Origin of the sequence: Pedobacter sp., assembly GCF_040513095.1 — a bacterium.
GTDB lineage: Bacteria > Bacteroidota > Bacteroidia > Sphingobacteriales > Sphingobacteriaceae > Pedobacter.
Genome location: NZ_JBEVDX010000089.1, coordinates 1 through 20,198, shown reverse-complemented (window position 1 = coordinate 20,198; position 20,198 = coordinate 1). Strand labels below are relative to the sequence as shown.

Below are 20,198 nucleotides of genomic sequence, written 5' to 3'. Positions count from 1 at the left end.
TATTATAGTTTTAAGCCTTTAGAGCGGCCTTTCTCAGCAGCCTTCAGCAGGTATTTCTTCGGGTTTTTCTGCAGCACAGCCTCGATATGATTACCGTTGATAACTCCACTGATCAGGATTGTAGAATCTGGCCCTTTCTGATAACTTAGTTGCCCGGCAGCTGCGATTTGCGTTGCATTATTTCCTGAACCGGCAGCAGTCGAAGCATGATTAGCTGTGTATTTTCCAAAGCCGGAGGCAGCCGCAGCATCATCATCAGATAAGACGGCCGAGGGCTTAGATGCATTGATCAATAACAGCGTATGTTTCGCCGTATCAGCTTTGAAATTATAATATACCCTTCCCCTGGTACCCGCTGCTTCGAAGTAACTCTGAGCATCTCCCACTGGTATACTTTCTACATTATCATTTAATACCGGTTGTGCTTGATTAATCTTGATACTGAACGAAGCCCACTTTTCGAAGACTACATCCTGCCATCTCAGTGAATCTGTCAGGGAATAGGGCCTGTCTTCTCCGTTTAGTTTGAAAGCGACAACAGTATACAATCCTTTGAGTCCTTTAATACCCGGATGATGCGTAAAATGATAACCACCTTTGGCTGCAGAACCATGGGCGCTGAACCCGTAGATCACCACGAAAACCAGCACTAATGCTGATTTCAGCACTAGTCTTACGGTTTTAAGCTGATTGCTCCATACGATTGCAGGCTTTGCTGGTGCCACAGGAATATGCAAAATGATCAGACTGATTATCCTTTGTAAGTCATACACGATCAGGAACAATGCAAGAGTAACGAGGTAGAAGCTGTAAACCACTTCGCCGCCCTCATAGGCTAAATTTGACATGAAAACATTACCTGTAAAAAAGATAATAATCGTGGCGCCGATCACTGTAGTTCTTCTGAATAGTAACAGGATACCCGCGATCAATTCGACCGCCCCTAAAAATGCCTGGTATCCCGGCACAATACCAAGACTAAGAGAAAAAAGCTTCCATGTTGTAAAATCACCATAAGGTGTATTCAAACTGCTCAAAGATGGATATGGAGCCTGGATAGCAAATAATTTTAAAAACCCATACGCTATAACGGCGATGCCCAATCTGTAACGTACGAGAATCCTCAGCCATGCATACAACCGTGTATATGATGTACTTTTCTTATCGGTTACAGACCATACTGCTGTACCAACCAGGGATACTACCAGGATAAACAGCCAATCGGCAAAGGTTGCCAAGCCCCAATCCTGCGGATGATAGCTACCTGATACAAACTGTGGTGTATATTTTGCGACCTGAAAAAGCTCAGCGAAGCTGATATTGAACCAGTTGATACTGAACAAATGGCGGTAATATTTCCAGTCGAGCGGAAACACCTGTAAAAAGAAATAGATAAATGATAGCCTGAAAAGTATCTTTTCATATCCTTTCCAGGCATTATCCTGACTATTGATTTGGTCTTTTAACATCTTAATTTTAGTTAGTGGCCCTCGGTGCTCTGACCGGATTGATGATCTTTCTGTTTTTCAAATCATAACTCTGACCGCTCTGAAGTAATACAAAAGGTGTATTTTTCTTTACGATAGTATCATGATCATAGATAGCAACATATGATTTCCCGACAACTTCAAGTATATCTTTCTGTACCACAATTGCTGTGGCTTCATCTAACCCTATACCAATAAGCTTTGGTGAAAAACGAATAAAATCTACCAGATCAAACTGCCGGTTGCGTTTCATCAGATGCTGATCAATTGCGGCGTTCTTCAAGAATCCCAGTCCCTGCAGATGGTCACCAACCAGCACATCAGCTCCGCTTGTATCACCTCTCCATAAAAAAGAACCCTGAATAGTTGCCCCTGCGGAGCTTCCGGCGATTACTCCTCCACGTTTCAGCACATCAAAGAATGCCTGATGGGTCAGCGTATTCAGGTAGGCATCAGCGATCCTCCACTGGCGTCCCCCTAAAAAGTAAACTCCTGTGGCTTCCTGAATAGGTTTGATAAAACGTTCTGAATTGGCCTCTGATAAACTGCTGGTATGCAAAAGCGTGACACTCTTTATCCCGGTGATCTTTTTAATCTCATTGATATCCTTTTGGTCAAACGCAGCAGAATCGCCCACCGCAGCAGTGACTACCACAATCTTTGCTTTGTCCTTCCCTCCGGCAAGTGCCACAAACCTATCCCATACCGATGGAGTATTCCCGACATTCCCTCCGATGATCAGTAAGGATCCTTGTTCCGGGCCATGCCTGGTTACAGAAGCTGTATCAATATGAATGGGTTGTTGAGCGAAAGAAGCTGAAGAGGTAGCTACCATCAGATACAGCACAATGCTGTTAAAAAACGTTGTCATAGTTGCTTTATTGAAAGAGGTCATTAATTTCGTTTTACTTTAATCAAAATTTTGGTTGTACAGTTACCTGGCCTGAGGTAATACCTCAAAATTATAAGTGCTAAGTTCCGGAAAACAGCACATGGCAATAAATATTTACGGTAATTAAATGAGGATCAACAACAACGCAATTTTTTGCAAATACCATTTATCATTTCTGATCCGGTCTCCCGGTTAGAATGCATAAAAATTACAGTTGATTCCATAGCGTTAAGCTGATAATAAGTTAATTTATTGTGCTTTGTTGTTTCAAATGTAATGTATAATATTATACAAACCAATTAAATCTACCAATTTAATAGATTTAAATTTCAAAGCCTTTGATTCTACTTTAAAAACAGGATTCCATTACCTTTTAGCACAATAAAGTTACAAGGTATTTAGAAATTCAGAGCAGATCTATAGCACGGATGCGGCTTGCTATGGCGACAGCTCCGCTTTTCTGTGAGGTATGATAATGACAGGAAATGAGAGCATATCGCGAGCCTGGATGGGGTTTGTTCTGGCAACAGTGCCGCTACTTTGCGAGATATGATAATGAAAGGAGATATAGCATATAGAGACCATGGGCCAGCCATTTTCTGGTCTAAGTTATAAATACAATAAGAAGCTAACTAAGATTATAATTGGGCAACTGAGGCTGTGGGTCGGGTGTCAGATTCTTGTTCGGTTTCAGCATGCGTCCTAAAAGACTTCAATGCTGATAGAAAAGTTTATCCTCTGGAAAGGTATGCGCAAGACAGGCAAGGATATTCTGCTGAGGAAAATTGTATGGCTGCTATTTTTCGGCCTGCAAGATTTTGCCCTTCGCAAAATGTTGAGTCGAAAAATAGCCGCCATACAATTTCCCAAATTAAAAACTACCTGTTCCTGCGCAACATCTCCAGTCTTGCCTTTTGCTCAGCAATGCGGCTTTCAAGACGGTCATGCCTCTCTTTGTTGTGGAGCGCATGATCAATATGATCAGCCTGGTGCCCATGTCCGTTCTCCACCCAGGTAGTATATTGTTTTTCCTGGTGTTCTGCATTGCCGCTCAGTTTCCTTAAAATATCCTCACGCTTGATCTTCAGCAGCAGGAGTTTCTCGTTCATTTCATGGTGATGGGCTTCATCCGCAGATAGAAACTCCGTTTCTGCATGTTTGATTTTAGCATTCAGTTCATCCAGTTCCGTTAATGCAGGAGAATACACATCATCGTCGATATTCACCCTGTGTATATCAGTTGTCAATGGTGCAAGAACTGTATCTATTGGTGTTTCCCAATCTTCCCACACGTGGGCAACCAGCAGTGATTTGCCGTTTGGAATATTTGCCGAGACCTTATCGAGGTAATCCGACATTCCTTCAGCCCTGGCAGTATCGCCTGCTGCTCCGGCAACCATTCCTGCACCAATGCCTACGAGGAATCCGAGGGGTCCTGCCAGTAATCCTATAAGTCCGCCGATAATACCGCCACCTATCGCACTGTATCCTTCAGCTTCATCTTTTGCTGTACGGATTGCGGTTGAGCCATATTCATCCTTAGACAGCACATAAAATTCGCCCAGTGAAATATCATTCACGGTACTTAATTCCTGTATAGCCAGCAAACCTTTAAATGCGTCCGCTTCATTAGCAAACAGGGCCTGAATCATTCTTTCCATAATATCTATTCCAGTTAAGGGTTATATACCAAGATAAGAAAATATGGGGGCATATTGTTTGGGGATTTCTTCCGTTGACCAAGGGAATAATGGAGTTCACGTAAAATTTTTCCGGGTAAGGATCTAATTACCTAATTTCAGTTCAAATGAGATATCTGGCAATCAATATAAATTACGAACTTGATCAGGATTGGTACTGCAAATGTGCCACTGTACTGGATTGTTACAGCTATTTTGACAGCCTGGGTCCCGGACATGGTCCGAGAACAGCAATATATGATATTGAGATGAACACCTACCTATGGATCGATGATAGTCATGTGAGGACAGATCAGCGGTTAAACGGAATTGTGTATGATGCAATGAAAAAGATCAGTTCACAAATCTGAAAATTACGTTAATTAACTATTACTACCCTAAAGGGCAATTGCTACAGCGTTTGCCCTTTTTCCATTTCTCGCAGCATTTCTTTTTTTTCTTTTTGTCCTTATCGGATTTGTCCTTCTTATCAGACTTCTTATCCTTGTCCTTATCTTTCTTCTTGTCCAATATATAGGCGTACGTACTCATTAAATCAGTATAGGTATGTTCCATGCTACACAATTATCAGACCAGTCTGATGTTACTGAACCACTTCTTAAAGATCTTATCGTAGGTACCATTCTGTTTGAGCAGTTCCATAGTCTCATTGATCTGGTCTTTCAGCGTTACATCACCTTTCTTCATTGCAATCGCATATTGTGACTCGGTTGAGGGCATGAACATCCCTATTTCCAGTGTTTTGTGTTTATGCAGAAATCCGCCCGCGATCGGTGAATCGTCGATCAGCACATCTATTCTTCCGGCCAGAAGTTTTTTGTAGAGTTCATTATTTGTTTCTGCATGTACTGTCACATTGGAAGGGAAAGCTGACATCACATATTTTTCCGCTTCAGTTGCGATACGGATACCTATTTTTTTATTGCTGAAGTCGCTCAGATCAGTAAATACTGCGCCACGGTTTACAATAGCACAAAGCTGAAACTGGAGATAAGGCTGACTAAATTCCAGGATCATCTTTCTGGAAGGAGTCATAGTTACTGCAGAGCAGATCATATCCAATTCACCTTTGTATAATTTTTCGAGGATAGTGGCCCATAATGAAACTTCGTAATGAAGTTCAAGATCAAGTACTTCAGCAACAGCTGAGATCATATCGACCTCAAAACCCTCAAACTTAGCTGAGTTATAATCGCTATGCAGGGGAAATGGAGCAGCTGAATCCAGACCTATCTTCAAAATTCGTTTCATCTATGTAATTTATCGTTATTTAGCGGTTAGATGGAGCCTTTGATGAATAAAATAATCATTTGCAAAATATTTAATGATTATTTTATTTATGTCGGGTTCATCTATGTAATTTTATTTTAATTCTGCCGGGTTCTGCAAGCATTATATCCGGCAATTTTAATGAATTTTACTGCAATTTCATATTGTCTACAATATATAGATTTCTTTGTTACACAGAGAAGACTATTACAACCTAAAAACTAAGCAAAATACCGCCGCTACCACTGCTGCGAATAACGTACTCAGGAAATTTACCAGATTATTTGTGAGAATGCCCTTTCTTTCCAGCTTTGCGCCTAAAAATGAATCAGAAAAGTTCCCGGCAGCGCCAGCGATAATGATAACCAGGAAATAAATATTGAAAACTTCACTTAGCGCATAGACAATTGCAATAACTGTTGCCCCCGCAAAACCAATCAGTGTTCCTTCAAGACTGATCACTCCATCCAATCCGCATTGATCCTTTTTCCAGGTGATACAATTGTAGAAGCTTTTGCCGTAGATCATTCCCAGTTCTGAGGACAGCGTATCTGCCATGGCAGAGGCAATCGATGAGCTGAGCATTACCGTCAATAACACCCTTTGCTCTGGAAATGTAATGAGAAGTGCCGCAAGGAATGCTGCCATACCTGCATTGGCAAGTACCTGTCCGGAATCACGACGCTCATGGTCGCCCGGTTTATCGAGCTTTTGCTTCTTCCTCCTGCCCCATGATGTTGCAATAGTACCGCAGAGAAAAAATATGGTGAGCATCAGAATACCTGGATAACCAGCACCGAAATACAGCAGCGATCCGCAAATCAATCCTGTGAATGCTGCCGCGGGCGTCAGCTTTTTCGCATAGATGCTGAACACTATACCGGCAATAAGCAGCAGTGCAACCGGAAGGTCTTTAAGTTGAAGTATCACTGTCCAAAATTACGCAAATCAACAGATAATGCAATTGTGTTAATTGTATGGGCACAGTCCTATTTATTACTGCAAAATATTTGAGATTTGCGGCAGAGATTTGTTGTATAATACATTGCAGGTGATCTTTTTAATTATATTTACGACATCAAATCCAAATATCAGTGTTCAGAAATTGCTGCCGGCTTGCGCTTATTTTATTATCAACTGCTGCATTCACCGGTCAGCTACGGGCACAGGAGATCGCTACTCCAAAATACAAGTTACCAAAAGATACAGTAGACCAGGAGATCGCGGGGCAAACTGATTTCAGTGACGTTTATAATTCAATACTAAAAAAGTATAAAAAGAAAGCGCCCAGAAATAAGAAAAGCAGCAGTCTGGCTTTATTGCCGACTATTGGTTATACACCCAGTACAGGTTTTGCTTTTGGTGCAGACGTATCAGGAACAAGATATTTTGGTGATCCGGACAGCACTACCCTTTCCATCTTTGATGCATTTGCCACTATATCTACCAATGAACTTGCTTTGGTGCAGCTGACACATAATATATATACTGCCGGAAACAAATGGAACATCCAGGGAACCTACAACCTTGGAAAAACTATTGTACTGGATCACGGGCTTGGCACCGGCAGGGAAACTCCGGAACTGCCCATCAGGTATAAGTTTATGCGGCTGAGCGAATATGTATACCGCAGCCTGATGCCCAACTTCTATGCAGGAGCGGGCATTACTTTTAATTACTATGGTGATATAGATGAGGAACTCGACGGCGTACAGGGTATCAAAACATATAACTACCTGTATAGTTTAAAGAACGGCTATCCACCACATAGTTATTATGCGAATGGATTGCTGATCAATCTGCAGTACAATACCCGGGATCAGCCATACCGCCCTTACAAAGGATTGTATGTGGATCTTATCCTGAGGGCTAACCAGAAATGGCTGGGCAGTGAAAAGGCTGCATTACAAATTAAAACAGAACTCAGAAAATACTGGAGTTTGTCGCGCAGAAACCCGGAGCAGGTGCTGGCCTACTGGTTATGGGGATCATACCTCCTGAACGGCTCCGTGCCCTATCTGGAATTGCCCGGAACAGGCAGTGATGTCAACCAGCGTATCGGTCGCGCTTACACGATCAGCCGCTTTAAAGGGCCTTCGTTTTTCTATAACGAGATGGAATACCGTTTCCCTATTACCCGGAACAAGTTATTAAGCGGCGTGACTTTCTTCAATATGGAAACTGCTAGCAACCAGACAGGGGTGAAACTGTTTAAATATTGGGAACCTGGTGCCGGTGCCGGGATACGTATTCTGTTCGATAAACATACGCGGAGCAACCTCTGCATTGATTACGGTATCGGCAATTATGGCGCCAGAGGCGTGTTTGTTGGATTGAATGAAGTGTTTTAAAACTCGAACTGAACTTTGGCACGCAGCCCATATTCTGATACTCCCGGATTGTTCAGGTAGTTGAATCGTTTAACTATATCAAAACGAAGTACTTTAAAGATATTCCCTACGCCTATACTGCCTTCAATATAAGGTTTACTGCCCAGTGAATAGGTCCGCGCGACTCCATCTGGATTCTTGGGAAACTGTAAAAGATCCGGGTGCAGGTTAGGATCGTTCTCATCCCTGATTCCGCCCATTAAGCCTTTAAAAGTAGCATACTCCCTGAGTTTAAGCTTTCTCAGCAACGGAATGCGGTTAAAGATCAATCCGTTAAAGTTATGGTCTACATTTAAACTCACATAGTGATCACTGACAAACTCCTGGAAATTCATCAGGTTATAAGCATATACCTGGTAAGAGTATGACTGATTTGCGTGATGGATATCCAACAGTGGGAAAGGTACTTTACCATTGATGTAACCACCTTCAAGACGTACATCTGAACGACCAAACTGTGAAAGGTAGAATCGTTTGTCAATCGTACCGATGAAGCTCTGGTATTCATATTGTCCGCCAAATGCGCCTTTCATACCCGATGAAATATTCAGGTCAAATACCGGGTATTTCTCTATAGTCCGCTCCCTGAAAGTTTTACCCTGGTAAAAACGCTCATGTGGTGCATAACGCAGTTCGAGGTTAAATTCTGCGCTGGTGATATGATCGGTGCGTACCAGTTGATTGTTGCTGTTGTAACTCTCATAGACCAGGGTTCCCGCAGGTGTTTGTGTCCAGCGTTTGAAACCAAGATTGAAGGAAAAGTGATTTGCATATTCCTGCATGTACTCTGCCCTGTAGAACTGGCTGTAGATAAACTGATTATTTACACCGCGCCTGAAAGACGATACAATATTATCTTCAGGGACTACAGTTTTCGATTCGTCGCCCGGAACATCTACATCCCGCTGATAGCTGACGCGGATAAAACTCTGGGGGAATTTATAGATCGATTTATTGTTCAGCGAGTAAGCCGCGCTGCCGTAATACTTGAATTTCTCGTCCCTGAAACCGTAGGCACCGTATGCTGCAAGATACCAGCGTGTACTGAAATCAGTAGTGGTACGGCCACCAAGCCGCAGCCTGAAACCTTCAAGATTGTTGAAACCATAGAAGCCGTAGAAAGGACCTACCTCTATAGGCCCGAATTTCTTGTAACCGATGAACAGCACCGATGCGACATCCATCAGGCGTTTAAAGGATTTCATTTTTCCCAGCGTATCGATATTGCCATAGATCTTCAGCTTGTCTTTAGCCAGGGTATCCAATCGGTTTTCTGCCCAGTACTGGTCTGAGCGCTTATCTGCATCAGGAGCAACTACGATGCTTTCACCACTGTACAGACTGTCGGGATGCTCAACATTGGACTTGTAGTTTTTGATGATCACCGTCCGCTCACCCTTGAATCCCCTGCCCCCTTCTTTTCCTATTCCAAAATCTACCAGTAAATGGCTTTTGCTCAGGTGATATTTGTCAGCCGTATCTTTATCGAAGTTCAGCTTCACTTCCATTGCGCGGATAAAGTTGATATTTACCCCCTTGCCAGTCTTTAAAAATGCATCCTGAACCGCATATCTGCCATCCATAGTGATGTAGATCCGTCCTTCAAACAGCAGACCGTTTTCATTTCTTGGGATAAAGGAAAGCTCAATCAGGTTAGGCGTATGGGTTTTAACAGTATCGGTAATGAAAAACTTGTAAAATGCGGGTGCGCCATCGGCGATCGGGCTCAGGAACTGACTGTTGGTAAAAACGATATTGTTCTTGTAGATATCCACGTCAGCATACATTCTTTCGAAATAGGTTCCTATCGCGTTGTTGTCCACCAGTCCGTCGTCAAAGTTTACATGTTTGTCTGCAAGCATGATCACCTTGGTTTTCTCAGGGCTTTTGCGGTAGTAATTTTGTGAAAGGCGCTCTCTCAAGTAAACCGGAAGGATATTTTTGCCCCCTACTGCGGTTGAGTCCTGCTCATCAAACAGAAACTGGTATTTGCGGAAAATCTTTTTATTCTTGAATTTTTCACTCAGGTTGCTCAGGGAAAACTGCATCCAGTCGTACTGCTGGAACTCTACCGCTTTATCACTTTCCAGCCTGTTCATTGGCTTGTGTTCAATAACTTTCCGGATAAGCTCTACTGCAGGGTTATCTTTATTGCGGTAGCGAGCCCTTTTGGCGGAGCTGATGCTCACTTCATTCAGGCTTTGCGACTCTTCCTGAAGTTTGATATTTACCGTTTGCGTGGTATTTGGCCTGATTGGTAAAATCTGGGTTTTGTACCCTACATAGTTTACCTGGATCTGGCTGAAGGCAGCTGCATTGCTGAGGGTGTATTTCCCGCTCGCATCGGTCTTGGTGACCAGCTGAGAGCCTTTAAACAATACGGTAACATATGGTAAAGGACTCTTGTCCTTACTGTCTGTAATGATACCTGAAACTATAGTGTTCTGAGCTGAAGCACCAATTAAGAAAAGAAAATTTGATAAAACAAGTATATAAAAAGACTTCTTTTTAATATCATTCATAAGTATTACGCCGGGCCTAAAAGTCTTTTTATTCTGCAACAAGGATCAATAGTCACAATCTACGATCTATAATGATCATTTCCAATCACGAAAGGCAATTTCACTGATTTATGCGCATTTTCACCTGTTAAAAAATGTTAAATGCCAATTATCGCGCCAAAAAGGCGTATGAAATCAATAAAGCCTCCTGTAACAGGATATGAGCTTTTTTCACTATGTAATGATAACGGGGAATTCCTGAAAATGTTTTTACCGTTTTCTCGGATCTGCCAGCTCATGATGGGCTTCGCGGAAAGATTTTGGGGCTATAGTGGTTTGCCTTTTGAAGAACATATTGAAGTTAGCCGGATATTCAAAACCCAGGCAGTAGCCGATCTCTGAAACGTTCCACTCTGTATGTTTGAGCAGGGAGATGGCCTCATTGGCAATCCTTTTGGAGATATGGTCCGAAGTGGTTTTGCCGGTTACCTCTTTCACCGCATGGTTGAGGTGGTTCACGTGAACATTGAGTCGTTCTGCAAAAGCGTTTGCGGTACGCAGTTCCAGCACATGGTCTGAAGAATAAACCGGGAACTGCCTTTCCAGCAACTCAAAAAACAGCGAAGACAATCGTGATGCGGCATTGTGTGTCTTGCCGGCAGGATCCTCCAGGGGCTGCATTTTCATAGCCTCATGGATAATCAGGTTGACATAGTTGCGGATCAGGTCATACTTGTAGGTGTAATCTGTTTCGATTTCTGCCAGCATTTTCTCGAAGATGGCACTGACGGTCATCACCTGAAGTTCATCGAGATAAAACACGGGCACATCCTGGATCTTGAGCAGCAGGGAATCATTTGATGGAGAATGCTGCCGCATAAAGCTGTCGTTAAACAGACAGAAGTAGCCCGACTGAAATTCGGAAGTGGTTTCCCAGGAGTAAGGAATAGTAGGATTGTTGAAAAGCAGCGCAGGGCCGTCGATCACAATCTTTTCATTTGGATAATGGAGTACGCCTTTGCCCAGGATCAGTGAGATCTTATAAAAATCTCTTCTGTTATAGGGTGAAGGGTTGAGTGTGCAGTAGCCCAGGCGTTTGAAAACGTTGAAATGTCCGGTAGGAATATCCAGGCTGGAGCTCGGAATAATTACATCTGGTCTGTTTGCAGCAAACATCTGATAGAATTCCAAAAGGGACATACTTTTTTTCACGCCCTAAAAATGCGTAAAAATCCAGTATGTCCCTCTGTTTTTATTGTAATTTTATGGTTTGATAGGATCTCCTGAACGAATTTCTTCTGTTCCCTGGGTCACCAGCTGATCTCCCTCGGCTATATTTCCGAAAATCTCAATTTTATCATCCGTTTCGCGGCCTTTTTTAATTGGCACAATTTCAGCCTTATTCGCTTTGGCGCGGATCACGTAGATTCCTTCCGGTCCGTCCACTACTGCAGATTTAGGAACAATAAAAGTGCTTACATTTGCAGGCAAAGGGATAGATACATCTGCTACCATACCCGGCAACAACTGCTTTTGAAGGTTAGGTACGTCCATCTCTACTCTTTCTGCACGCAGTCGCGAATCCAGTGCACCCGATAACCTTTTTACTTTTGCTGTGAACAGGATATCCGGTTTGGATTTCACGTTGAAACTGACTAAATCTCCATCTTTCAGGTAACCTGTATACAATTCAGGAATGGAAACCACCAGCCTCAGGTGTTTTTGCTCCTGAATGGTGAAGATCGGCAAAGCTGATCCCGAACCTGTCGGACCAACAAATGCACCCAAATTTACATTTCTGGCAGAAACAACACCGCTGAATGGCGCACGGATCTGCAGGTAACCGATAGTACTTCCAACCTCTTTGTAGGCAGCTCTTGCAGCATTTAACTGGGCAAGGTCTGAGTTCCTTTTCGCAACCGCCTGATCCAGATCATTTGTAGAAATTGTTCCGGGGGTTTTGCTGGTTTCCAGTAACCTGTCGTACGTTGCTTTACTTGCAGTGGCAATCGCTTCCTGAGATCTCAGTCTTGATTCTGCAGCAGCCAGCTGTGATGTGGTTTCTGGGGCTTCGAGGGTCATCAGTAATTGTCCTTTAGTCACTTCAGAACCTATATCCACATTCAGTGTTTTTACAAAACTGCTCACTTTAGCATACAGATCAACCTGTTGGTAAGCAATCAGTTCTCCCGGCATTTTTAATGAGGTTGACATCGCTTCTTTCTGCAATGCAAAAGTTGGTATGGCAACCGATGCCGTGCCCGGGTCCTTGCTTTCTTCCTTATGGTGACAGCTGCTCAGGAAAGCAAGAAATGTAATGCTGCTGAATAAAACAGTGCTGCGGCGGAATATTGTTGTGTTCATCTATATATAATCTATGTTCTTAAACTTATTTGACCTCTTCTAAACCTTTAATGTAATGCTCGCTTTCTTCGTCTTCAGGATCCAGTGAAGGTGATTTCAAAGGAACGCTGCCCATTACCCAGGTAAATACCATTGGCAGGATAAGCAGTACCGCAAAGGTTGAAGCAATTAATCCACCGATTACTGCTCTTCCCAGTGGTGCGATTGCATCTCCTCCCTCGCCCTCTCCGATCGCCATTGGCAACATACCAACTACCATGGCCGCACTGGTCATGATAATAGGACGTAAACGCAGACCTGCTGCCTCGCGGGCAGACTTGAGCGCATCCCCGTTTTGCTGTCTCAGCTCTTCGGCATTGGTAATCAGCATCACGGCATTTGCAACGGATACCCCTACTGACATGATAATTCCCATGTACGACTGCAGGTTGAGCGTTGAGCCCCATAACAGCAGCACAACAAGTGATCCAAGTACAACCGCAGGCACAGTTGCAAGTACAACGATTGGTACCCTGAACGACTGGAAGTTTGCGGACAACATCAGGAAGATTACCACGATGGCCACAAAAAGTCCATTTTGTAAACTCAGTAAGGTTTCGTCCAGTACTTTACCCATACCGATCTGCTCTACCGTTACTCCCCTTGGCAGTTCACCTATTGAAGCCAGCGCTTTTTTGACGTCCTTATTTGCCGTTCCCAAATCCGTATTGCGCATGTTTGCTGTTACAGAAAGGAAGGGAGTTGCACCAACATCATCTGACTCACCATAGGTGGTATCTGGCGTAATGGTAGCAACATCACTTAAAGTTGGTCTTGTTGCATTGGGCAGAACCGGTATTTCATTCATGTCATCTTTGGTCCGCATCTGATTGAAAGGAACCTGTACCTGTACCGAATAAGACAGTCCGGCTTTCTGATCAATCCAGGTATTCTTTTCTGTATAACGGGACGATGAGGTTGAAGCTACCAGCGACCTTGAAATATCATTCAGATCCACACCCAGCTGAGCAGCACGAACCCTGTCGATATTCACATTCAGGGAAGGATATTGGTACGGTTGCGCGATTTGCACGTCCCTCATGTAAGGGATCGCTTTTAATTTGGCAAGCACCTTATTGGCAAATACTTCATTCAAGGGTTTCTTTTTACCGGAAATTCTTACTTCCACTGGAGTTGGTGATCCCTGGCTCAGTACTTTGTCGGTCATCTCGATAGGCTCAAATGAGAGTTTCACATCCGGCATCTCTTTCCTTGTACGTGCGCGGAGCTGATCTTTAAACTCTTCCATATCGCCTTCCCAGTCTTTCAACGCTACCTGGAAAACGGCTTCATGAGGACCGCCCATGAAAAGGTAGATCGGGTTAACCGAATATTGTGAAGGGTGCTGACCAACGTAAACTGAGGAGATTCCTACATGTCCCGGGCCAGCAATATCTTTTACTTCTTTAAGGATCTTGTTGGCCATTTCCTCCGTACGTTCGAGCCTTGTACCGTTAGGTGCCCGCATCCTCAGCTGAAACTGACTGCCGTTTACCCTTGGTAATACATCACGTCCGATAGTGACCAGTAACAATGCTGCAAGCCCGATGATCACTACGATGTAGGCAATCACCACTGCTTTGGTATATTTAAACATCCCGTTGATGACATTCATAAATCCATTCCTGAACTTATCGAATTTGGTCAGTTTTTCAGGATGGTTAAACTGCGCTTTATCCACAAGGATCTTTTTCTGATCCATGGTGTTGTGTTCTGACTCCAGCGTAAGGCCGGTCTGGTTAAACTGGTCTTCATCTTCTGTGATGGAGTCATCTGTTTTCTCGTGTTTGTAAGGATGTGCAACCATCAGCCAGTTGGCCATTACCGGCACAAATGTTTGTGACAGCAGGAAGGAAACAATCATGGAAAATCCGATGGCCAGTGCCAGAGGAAGGAACAGCGCTCCCGGAATACCCGTCATGGTAAATGCCGGAGCAAATACAGCGAGGATACAGAACAGGATGAGGAGTTTTGGAAAGGCAATCTCCTTACAGGCATCCCAGATAGCCAGGGCCTTAGGTTTATGCATATCAAAATGCTGGTGGATATTCTCTATCGTTACCGTGGATTCATCTACGAGGATACCGATGGCGAGGGCTAAGCCGGAGAGCGACATGATATTGATCGTCTGTCCGAACAACTTAAGGAATAATACGCCGGAGATAATAGATGTGGGGATAGTCAGGATTACAATCAGTGCAGCGCGCCTGTCACCCAGGAACAGCAACACCATTAATCCTGTCAATACTGCACCAATTACCCCTTCTTTGATCAAACTCTCTACAGAGTTAATTACGTAGACAGACTGGTCAAACTCGTAAGAAAGTTTCACATCTTCCGGTAAGGTATTCTGGATTTTTACCAGATTGGCTTTTAAGCCTTTTACCACATCCCAGGTTGAAGCATCACCTGATTTCGCAATATTTACATATACTGAACGCTTGCCGTTGATGAGGGCATAACCCTGTGTCAAATCGGCACCGTCCCTTACAACAGCTACGTCTTTCAGATATAGATTTTGTACAGCACCTTTAAAGAGGGGAATGTTTTCAAACTCCTTTACTTTATCAATGGTATAATTGGTAGGCGTGATATAGTTCATATCGCCTATCCTTACGTTTCCTGATGGAGCAGTCTGGTTGTTAACCTTGATCGCGTTAACGATCTGGTCCACTGTAAGGTTATGTGAGCGCATCAGTCCCGGATCAACATTGATCTCAATGGAACGCGGGCTACCTCCTGAAGGTGCCGGGGCAAGTAATCCCGGAACAGAGGTGAATGATGGCCTCACAAAAGTATTGGCCAGATCCTGAAGCTCATCATTGGTTCGTTTATTGCTGCTCAGCACCAGCTGGCCAACGGGAAGTGAAGAGGCATCAAAGCGGATAACGAATGGCGGCTGTGAACCCGGGGGGAAACTGGACTGGGCCCTGTTGGACAAGGCACTGAGCTCTGCCGCTGCCTGCGCCATATTTGTACCTTCGTAATAAGTTAATTTCATTAGCATCAGACCCTGTGTATTTTTGGTCTCAATGCTTTTGATCCCGTTGGCGAAAAGCAGGATGTTCACATAGTTCTTACCGAAATAAGCTTCCATTTGATCTGGAGTGTAGCCTCCAAAAGGGTGCGCGATGTAGATTACCGGCAGGTTCATTTGTGGCAGGATATCTACCTTGATACTGGTCATGGCACTGATACCGAAGAACAGCATACCTGCAACAAAAACCATGATGGATATGGGTTTGCGCAGTGCGAAACGTATTAAATTCATATCTTGGGGAACAGCTTAAAATTCGTTAATAAATATATTGTAATCGCCCATTGCGGCTGATTTGATCAGTAAGGCCTGCCATACATTGGTATAGGCAATATCCCTGTCGGTCTCTGCCCTGTTCAGTACAAACAATGCCTGGGTAAGGTCTACCAGCGTTGCTAATCCATTTTTGTATTGAACACTTTTCTGCAGATAGGCCTGTGCCGCAGCTTTAACCTGTTCCGGTGCTTCCATATAGTTGGCCATAGCATTGCTGATCTTTGTTTCTGAGAGTGCAAGTTGGGCATGCAGCTGCTGGTCTATGAGTTGATATTCGTTTTCCAGGCCGTAGGTGGTATAACGTTGTGCCCTCACCTGTGGGTTGGTTTTAAGGATGGAACTCAGGTTCCAGACTACACCTACACCAAGCAGGTAGTTTGCGCGGGTTGGATTGATACCATCGCTGTAACTGCTGGAATATATATTTTGGTTACCAACGTACTCTGGTCCAAAACCCGATCCCCTGCCCTGAAAGGTGCCGGTGAACGAGAAGGTTGGATATTTCAGTCGTTTATAATAATTGGTTTGTTCATTGCTGAGATCAACTCTTGCCCTGTAGTATTTAAGCGTTGGATGTTGTGCAAGATCCGCAGCAGTATCTTTGAGCAGGATGGCATGTGGAACATGGTTGATTGATGCTGTATCCAGGGTGAACGCTGTTGAGCTTACACCTAGAAGAACACCCAGGCGGTTAGCCTGCTCCTGCTGAAGGTCAATGGCATTGGTGAGCAGGATTTTTGCGCTGGAAACCTGTGCATTGGCCAGTGCAGAATCTACTCCGGCGATCAGTCCGTTTTTTGCACGTGCTACTGCATTGTCTTTAAAGACGATTGCTCTTTCCAGGTTGCGTTGTTGCGATTGAGCGAGGCGCTGTGCAGCAAGCAGGTTAAGGTAGGCGGCTGACACCCTTATTTCATGCTGAAAGATCTCCTGGCTCAGGTCATTCTTGTCACGGGCCAGTTGTGTTTGGGAAACCTTGATCCTTTCCTTGATACGACCGAAGGTAAAAAAGTCCCAGTTGATATTACTGAGATACAAGGCACCAAATGCGGCATTCCAGTTCTGACTGGCGAGAGTTGGTCCGGATGAGGACGCGTTTAGTCCGCCGCCAAGGGGCGCCAGCGGACCGGTCTGTCCGTTCACCGTTCCATAGTCCTGCTGGGCTGAGAGGGTGAAGTTTGGCAGATACTCTCTTCTGGATTGCTTTATACTTTCCTCAGAGGCATTTACGTAGTTTGTTTTTGCCTTGATGGTTCCGTAATTTGCTATCGCAGTACTTATGGCCTCTTTCATATTTAAGGTCTGAGCATCGACAGCTACATTAGCGCACAAAAAGGAACAACAAAGAAGGGTGGAAACAGGTAATCGGGGCATCTTTAATTCAATTAAATTCAATTGATATTCTACTTAGTGTTTTTAGTACACAACAAATGTAATTTACAAGGCTGGACAGGAACATATTCAGTTCAAATCAATACTTATTAAAATCAAATAATTGTGGCCTGGAGGACTTTAAATCGCCATTTCTCTAATATAGGGCATCTGATGCTGCAAAAAAGATTACCTGCACTATTGTTACAATAGTACTGTTACATTGTGGTTACACTTACTTTACACTTAAGTTAAAATGGGATTAAAATAACTCTGCTGAGACCAATTTAAGATTTTTGATAAACGATCGATTTGATGAATCCGCCGTAGTATTTTTTCACTTGCAGGGGGCAGTAAAAACGTTCCTCGAAGTGATGTTCAGTGTTGATCAGCATGCTTGTTTCGATATTGGAAATCTGCCTGAAAAAGAAATACATGGCTTTGAGGAGATACTTTTGCCAGCGTTTGCCTGTGGCCTCGGTATAGTAAAAATCAGAGAAGAGCCATAGTCCTTCGCTGCGGAGCGCATTGTGGAACTTATTAAATACAAAGCTGATCTTATCTTTTGAGAAGTTATCAAATAAGAAGGCGGTGATGATCACATCATAAGGGGCGTTGAGGTTAGGGGTTTTGGGAAGAATTGCGGGGTTCAGATCTTCAGCTGCTGCATGGACATAGGTAATCATATTATCCCTGACATTGCGTTTTTTGGAGAGTTCAAGCATTTTTGCAGAGATCTCTACATAGGTAATGTCTAATCCTGAAGGCTGCAGTTTACTGATCTCTTCGAGGATCCAGCCTGTTCCGCCACCGGCGATGAGTATTTTGCTGTTTGCAGGAATGAGGGGCAGCTGGGAGGTTTGCGCTTTTAGCTGCGCACGAAAATAAACTAGCCTGCTGAGCACATCGTAGTAACGGGCTATGGGATCGTAGTTGTTTTGCATAGGATTACGTTTTATATGACATGCATGCCGATAATCCCGCAGAGGGCTTTTACCAGAATCAGCCCGTCGATAACTATCAAATAATAAAAAATCTTCTTCCGTTTGTTCATCGAATAAGCAACTACCAATGTAAGTACAAAGGGGATCAGATTGAGCAGTATCCTTGCTGGTGCGAAATGCTCAAAATTAGCAAAGACCAGCAGGGAGATCATCCCCAGCAAAAGCAGAGGGATCAATACGTAGAAGATCGTTTTTTTTAATCCTATCCGTACCACAAATGTTTTGAGCTGACTGTTGGAGTCGATCGCGTAATCCTTCATATCGAACATGATCGCGTTTACCGTACAGAACATCCAGTTCTTGATAAAGAGAAAAAACCATAGGGGCGATTCGGTAAAGTCTATTCCTGATTCGATCTTCAGCAGTATCAGCGGCAGCAGGTTTGCCGTGGCTGCCCAAATAAATCCGATAATAAATGGTTTAAGCCAGCCTGTATTGCGCAAATTGAGGTTAAAGAAGAACACTGGCACCAAACCATAGTATAGTATGGCCATTCCTATAACCACCGCGACCGTGATCCAGTACAAGATCGGAAGATGAAGGATAGCTACATAATCTCTGCGCAGCATGTAAAGAAAAACAGCAAGCCCAATGGAAGTCAGGATGATCTGACTGCGGTGAATGAAGTTATGGTGTTTGCCGTACCATGCGGTTCTCGGATTCTGGGAGTTTTCACTGCTTGTGGCACCCATATATGCATAAGTATAATACACTATGGGTGCCAGAAACAGCAGAATATAATAACTCAGGGAATTGAAAGGCATGCTCAGTTGCAGGGTGGATTCGATCGTTAATGCAACAGCCAGCAAACCCACGAAGTAGTTACCGAAAAATATAAACCGTAAGATCTTAAATCCCATCGCTAACCTGTCATGTTAAATTTAATCACTGACTCCCCCAGGCAAACCTTTGCCTTTCTGAACAAAATTGCTTACTCGCCTGAAAGGTATTTCAGTACAGAAATCATATCTTCATCACCGTGCCCCTTTTCTTTTGCAGCCTTTAAGGTAGTATATAGGGATTGCCCTACCGGAGTATCCATTCCATTTTCTGTAGCAAGCCTGATATCCTTTTCCAGCAGTTTGAGGGCAAATGCTGCTTTGAAATCCTGGTTGATGATGTTTTCTGTTTTCATTTTGGTAAGCCCTCCCCCTACTGAACTGGCATTGATCAGCGGAAGCAACTGTTCTGCCGACAAGCCATTCTTACGGGCAAAAACTACTGCTTCGGCCAAGCCCTGCGTTACAATTCCCAACATTAGGTTCACTGATAGCTTCGCCACATTTGCTTTCCCGGTTTCGCCCAGGTAAACAGACATTTTGCCCAGCACATCAAACATAGGTTTAACTTTCCCGTATACCTTTTCATCTCCGCCAACCATAATCACCAGTTGTGCTTCTTCTGCGGGCTTTACGCTGCCGGCAACCGGTGCATCCAGATAGGTAATTCCTTTTTCTGCGCAGAGGCCTGCAAGATATTTTGTAGTCTCCGGGGAAACGGTGCTCATATCCACCATGGTTAGCTCCTTGCCTGGCTTTGCAGAAAATATATTGTTATCGCCTTCGTATACTTGTTTTACTGCGGCGTCATCACTCAGCATCGTGACGATCACGTCTGATGAAGCTACCAGTTCTGCCGGTGAATAAGCTACAGTAATCCCGATTTCCTTGCTGAGTGCTTCTGATTTATCCGCACTGCGGTTATATACTGTAACCTCGAATCCTGCTTTGACAAGATTTTTTACCATTGGCGTACCCATATTGCCGAGTCCGATCCAGCCGATGTTTAATTTTTCAGTCATGTGTTGTTGTCTTTGAAAATGATACTATCAGTTGTAATATGATTTTTGAGTTGTTGCACAATCACTG

Annotated in this window: 16 protein-coding genes; 2 read left to right on the top strand and 14 right to left on the bottom strand. The window is 43.8% G+C overall.

Annotation, left to right across the window (positions count from 1 at the left end; genetic code table 11):
- Positions 1 to 2: 2 nt before the first annotated feature.
- From ABWY16_RS10770 to ABWY16_RS10760, 3 genes are all read right to left on the bottom strand, one after another.
- Positions 3 to 1,469 (bottom strand): DoxX family protein, encoded by a 1,467-nt coding sequence (locus ABWY16_RS10770; RefSeq protein ID WP_353904651.1) that lies wholly within the window; start codon positions 1,467 to 1,469, stop codon positions 3 to 5.
- Between the two features lie 7 nt (positions 1,470 to 1,476).
- On the bottom strand, positions 1,477 to 2,382 hold the full coding sequence (locus tag ABWY16_RS10765) for a cyanophycinase (protein ID WP_353904650.1): 906 nt from the start codon (positions 2,380 to 2,382) through the stop codon (positions 1,477 to 1,479).
- Positions 2,383 to 3,257: 875 nt separating this feature from the next.
- Positions 3,258 to 4,040, bottom strand: coding sequence for a hypothetical protein (locus ABWY16_RS10760; RefSeq protein WP_353904649.1), 783 nt, complete (start codon positions 4,038 to 4,040; stop codon positions 3,258 to 3,260).
- Positions 4,041 to 4,186: 146 nt separating this feature from the next.
- Between ABWY16_RS10760 and ABWY16_RS10755 the strand changes: the two genes are divergently transcribed.
- Positions 4,187 to 4,429 (top strand): hypothetical protein, encoded by a 243-nt coding sequence (locus tag ABWY16_RS10755; protein WP_353904648.1) that lies wholly within the window; start codon positions 4,187 to 4,189, stop codon positions 4,427 to 4,429.
- A 22-nt stretch (positions 4,430 to 4,451) separates the two neighbouring features.
- Here ABWY16_RS10755 and ABWY16_RS10750 read toward each other — a convergent pair whose 3' ends face one another.
- From ABWY16_RS10750 to ABWY16_RS10740, 3 genes are all read right to left on the bottom strand, one after another.
- Positions 4,452 to 4,634: a hypothetical protein gene (locus ABWY16_RS10750; RefSeq protein WP_353904647.1), complete on the bottom strand. Its 183-nt coding sequence runs from the start codon at positions 4,632 to 4,634 to the stop codon at positions 4,452 to 4,454.
- 12 nt (positions 4,635 to 4,646) lie between these two features.
- Entirely contained in the window at positions 4,647 to 5,330 is a 684-nt protein-coding gene (locus ABWY16_RS10745; protein WP_353904646.1) for a substrate-binding periplasmic protein, read from the bottom strand.
- Between the two features lie 225 nt (positions 5,331 to 5,555).
- Complete coding sequence (locus ABWY16_RS10740) at positions 5,556 to 6,278, bottom strand: DUF92 domain-containing protein (protein ID WP_353904645.1); 723 nt, start codon at positions 6,276 to 6,278, stop codon at positions 5,556 to 5,558.
- 164 nt (positions 6,279 to 6,442) lie between these two features.
- Between ABWY16_RS10740 and ABWY16_RS10735 the strand changes: the two genes are divergently transcribed.
- On the top strand, positions 6,443 to 7,699 hold the full coding sequence (locus tag ABWY16_RS10735; RefSeq protein WP_353904644.1) for a BamA/TamA family outer membrane protein: 1,257 nt from the start codon (positions 6,443 to 6,445) through the stop codon (positions 7,697 to 7,699).
- On the opposite strand, the gene ABWY16_RS10730 is transcribed toward ABWY16_RS10735, so the two are convergent.
- The 8 genes from ABWY16_RS10730 to ABWY16_RS10695 form a co-directional block, all read right to left on the bottom strand.
- A complete protein-coding gene (locus ABWY16_RS10730) occupies positions 7,696 to 10,260 on the bottom strand; it encodes a DUF5686 and carboxypeptidase-like regulatory domain-containing protein (RefSeq protein WP_353904643.1) in 2,565 nt (854 codons plus the stop codon). The genes ABWY16_RS10735 and ABWY16_RS10730 overlap by 4 nt on opposite strands.
- A 249-nt stretch (positions 10,261 to 10,509) precedes the next feature.
- Positions 10,510 to 11,439, bottom strand: coding sequence for a helix-turn-helix domain-containing protein (locus ABWY16_RS10725; RefSeq protein ID WP_353904642.1), 930 nt, complete (start codon positions 11,437 to 11,439; stop codon positions 10,510 to 10,512).
- 63 nt (positions 11,440 to 11,502) lie between these two features.
- A complete protein-coding gene (locus ABWY16_RS10720; RefSeq protein WP_353904641.1) occupies positions 11,503 to 12,603 on the bottom strand; it encodes an efflux RND transporter periplasmic adaptor subunit in 1,101 nt (366 codons plus the stop codon).
- A 25-nt stretch (positions 12,604 to 12,628) separates the two neighbouring features.
- Entirely contained in the window at positions 12,629 to 15,913 is a 3,285-nt protein-coding gene (locus ABWY16_RS10715) for an efflux RND transporter permease subunit (protein WP_353904640.1), read from the bottom strand.
- 15 nt (positions 15,914 to 15,928) lie between these two features.
- Complete coding sequence (locus ABWY16_RS10710) at positions 15,929 to 17,248, bottom strand: TolC family protein (RefSeq protein ID WP_353904639.1); 1,320 nt, start codon at positions 17,246 to 17,248, stop codon at positions 15,929 to 15,931.
- 365 nt (positions 17,249 to 17,613) lie between these two features.
- On the bottom strand, positions 17,614 to 18,270 hold the full coding sequence (locus tag ABWY16_RS10705; protein WP_353904638.1) for a class I SAM-dependent DNA methyltransferase: 657 nt from the start codon (positions 18,268 to 18,270) through the stop codon (positions 17,614 to 17,616).
- Between the two features lie 11 nt (positions 18,271 to 18,281).
- Positions 18,282 to 19,190, bottom strand: a complete 909-nt coding sequence (locus ABWY16_RS10700; protein WP_353904637.1) for a UbiA prenyltransferase family protein — start codon at positions 19,188 to 19,190, stop codon at positions 18,282 to 18,284.
- Between the two features lie 71 nt (positions 19,191 to 19,261).
- Entirely contained in the window at positions 19,262 to 20,131 is an 870-nt protein-coding gene (locus ABWY16_RS10695; RefSeq protein ID WP_353904636.1) for an NAD(P)-dependent oxidoreductase, read from the bottom strand.
- Between the last annotated feature and the right edge of the window lie 67 nt (positions 20,132 to 20,198).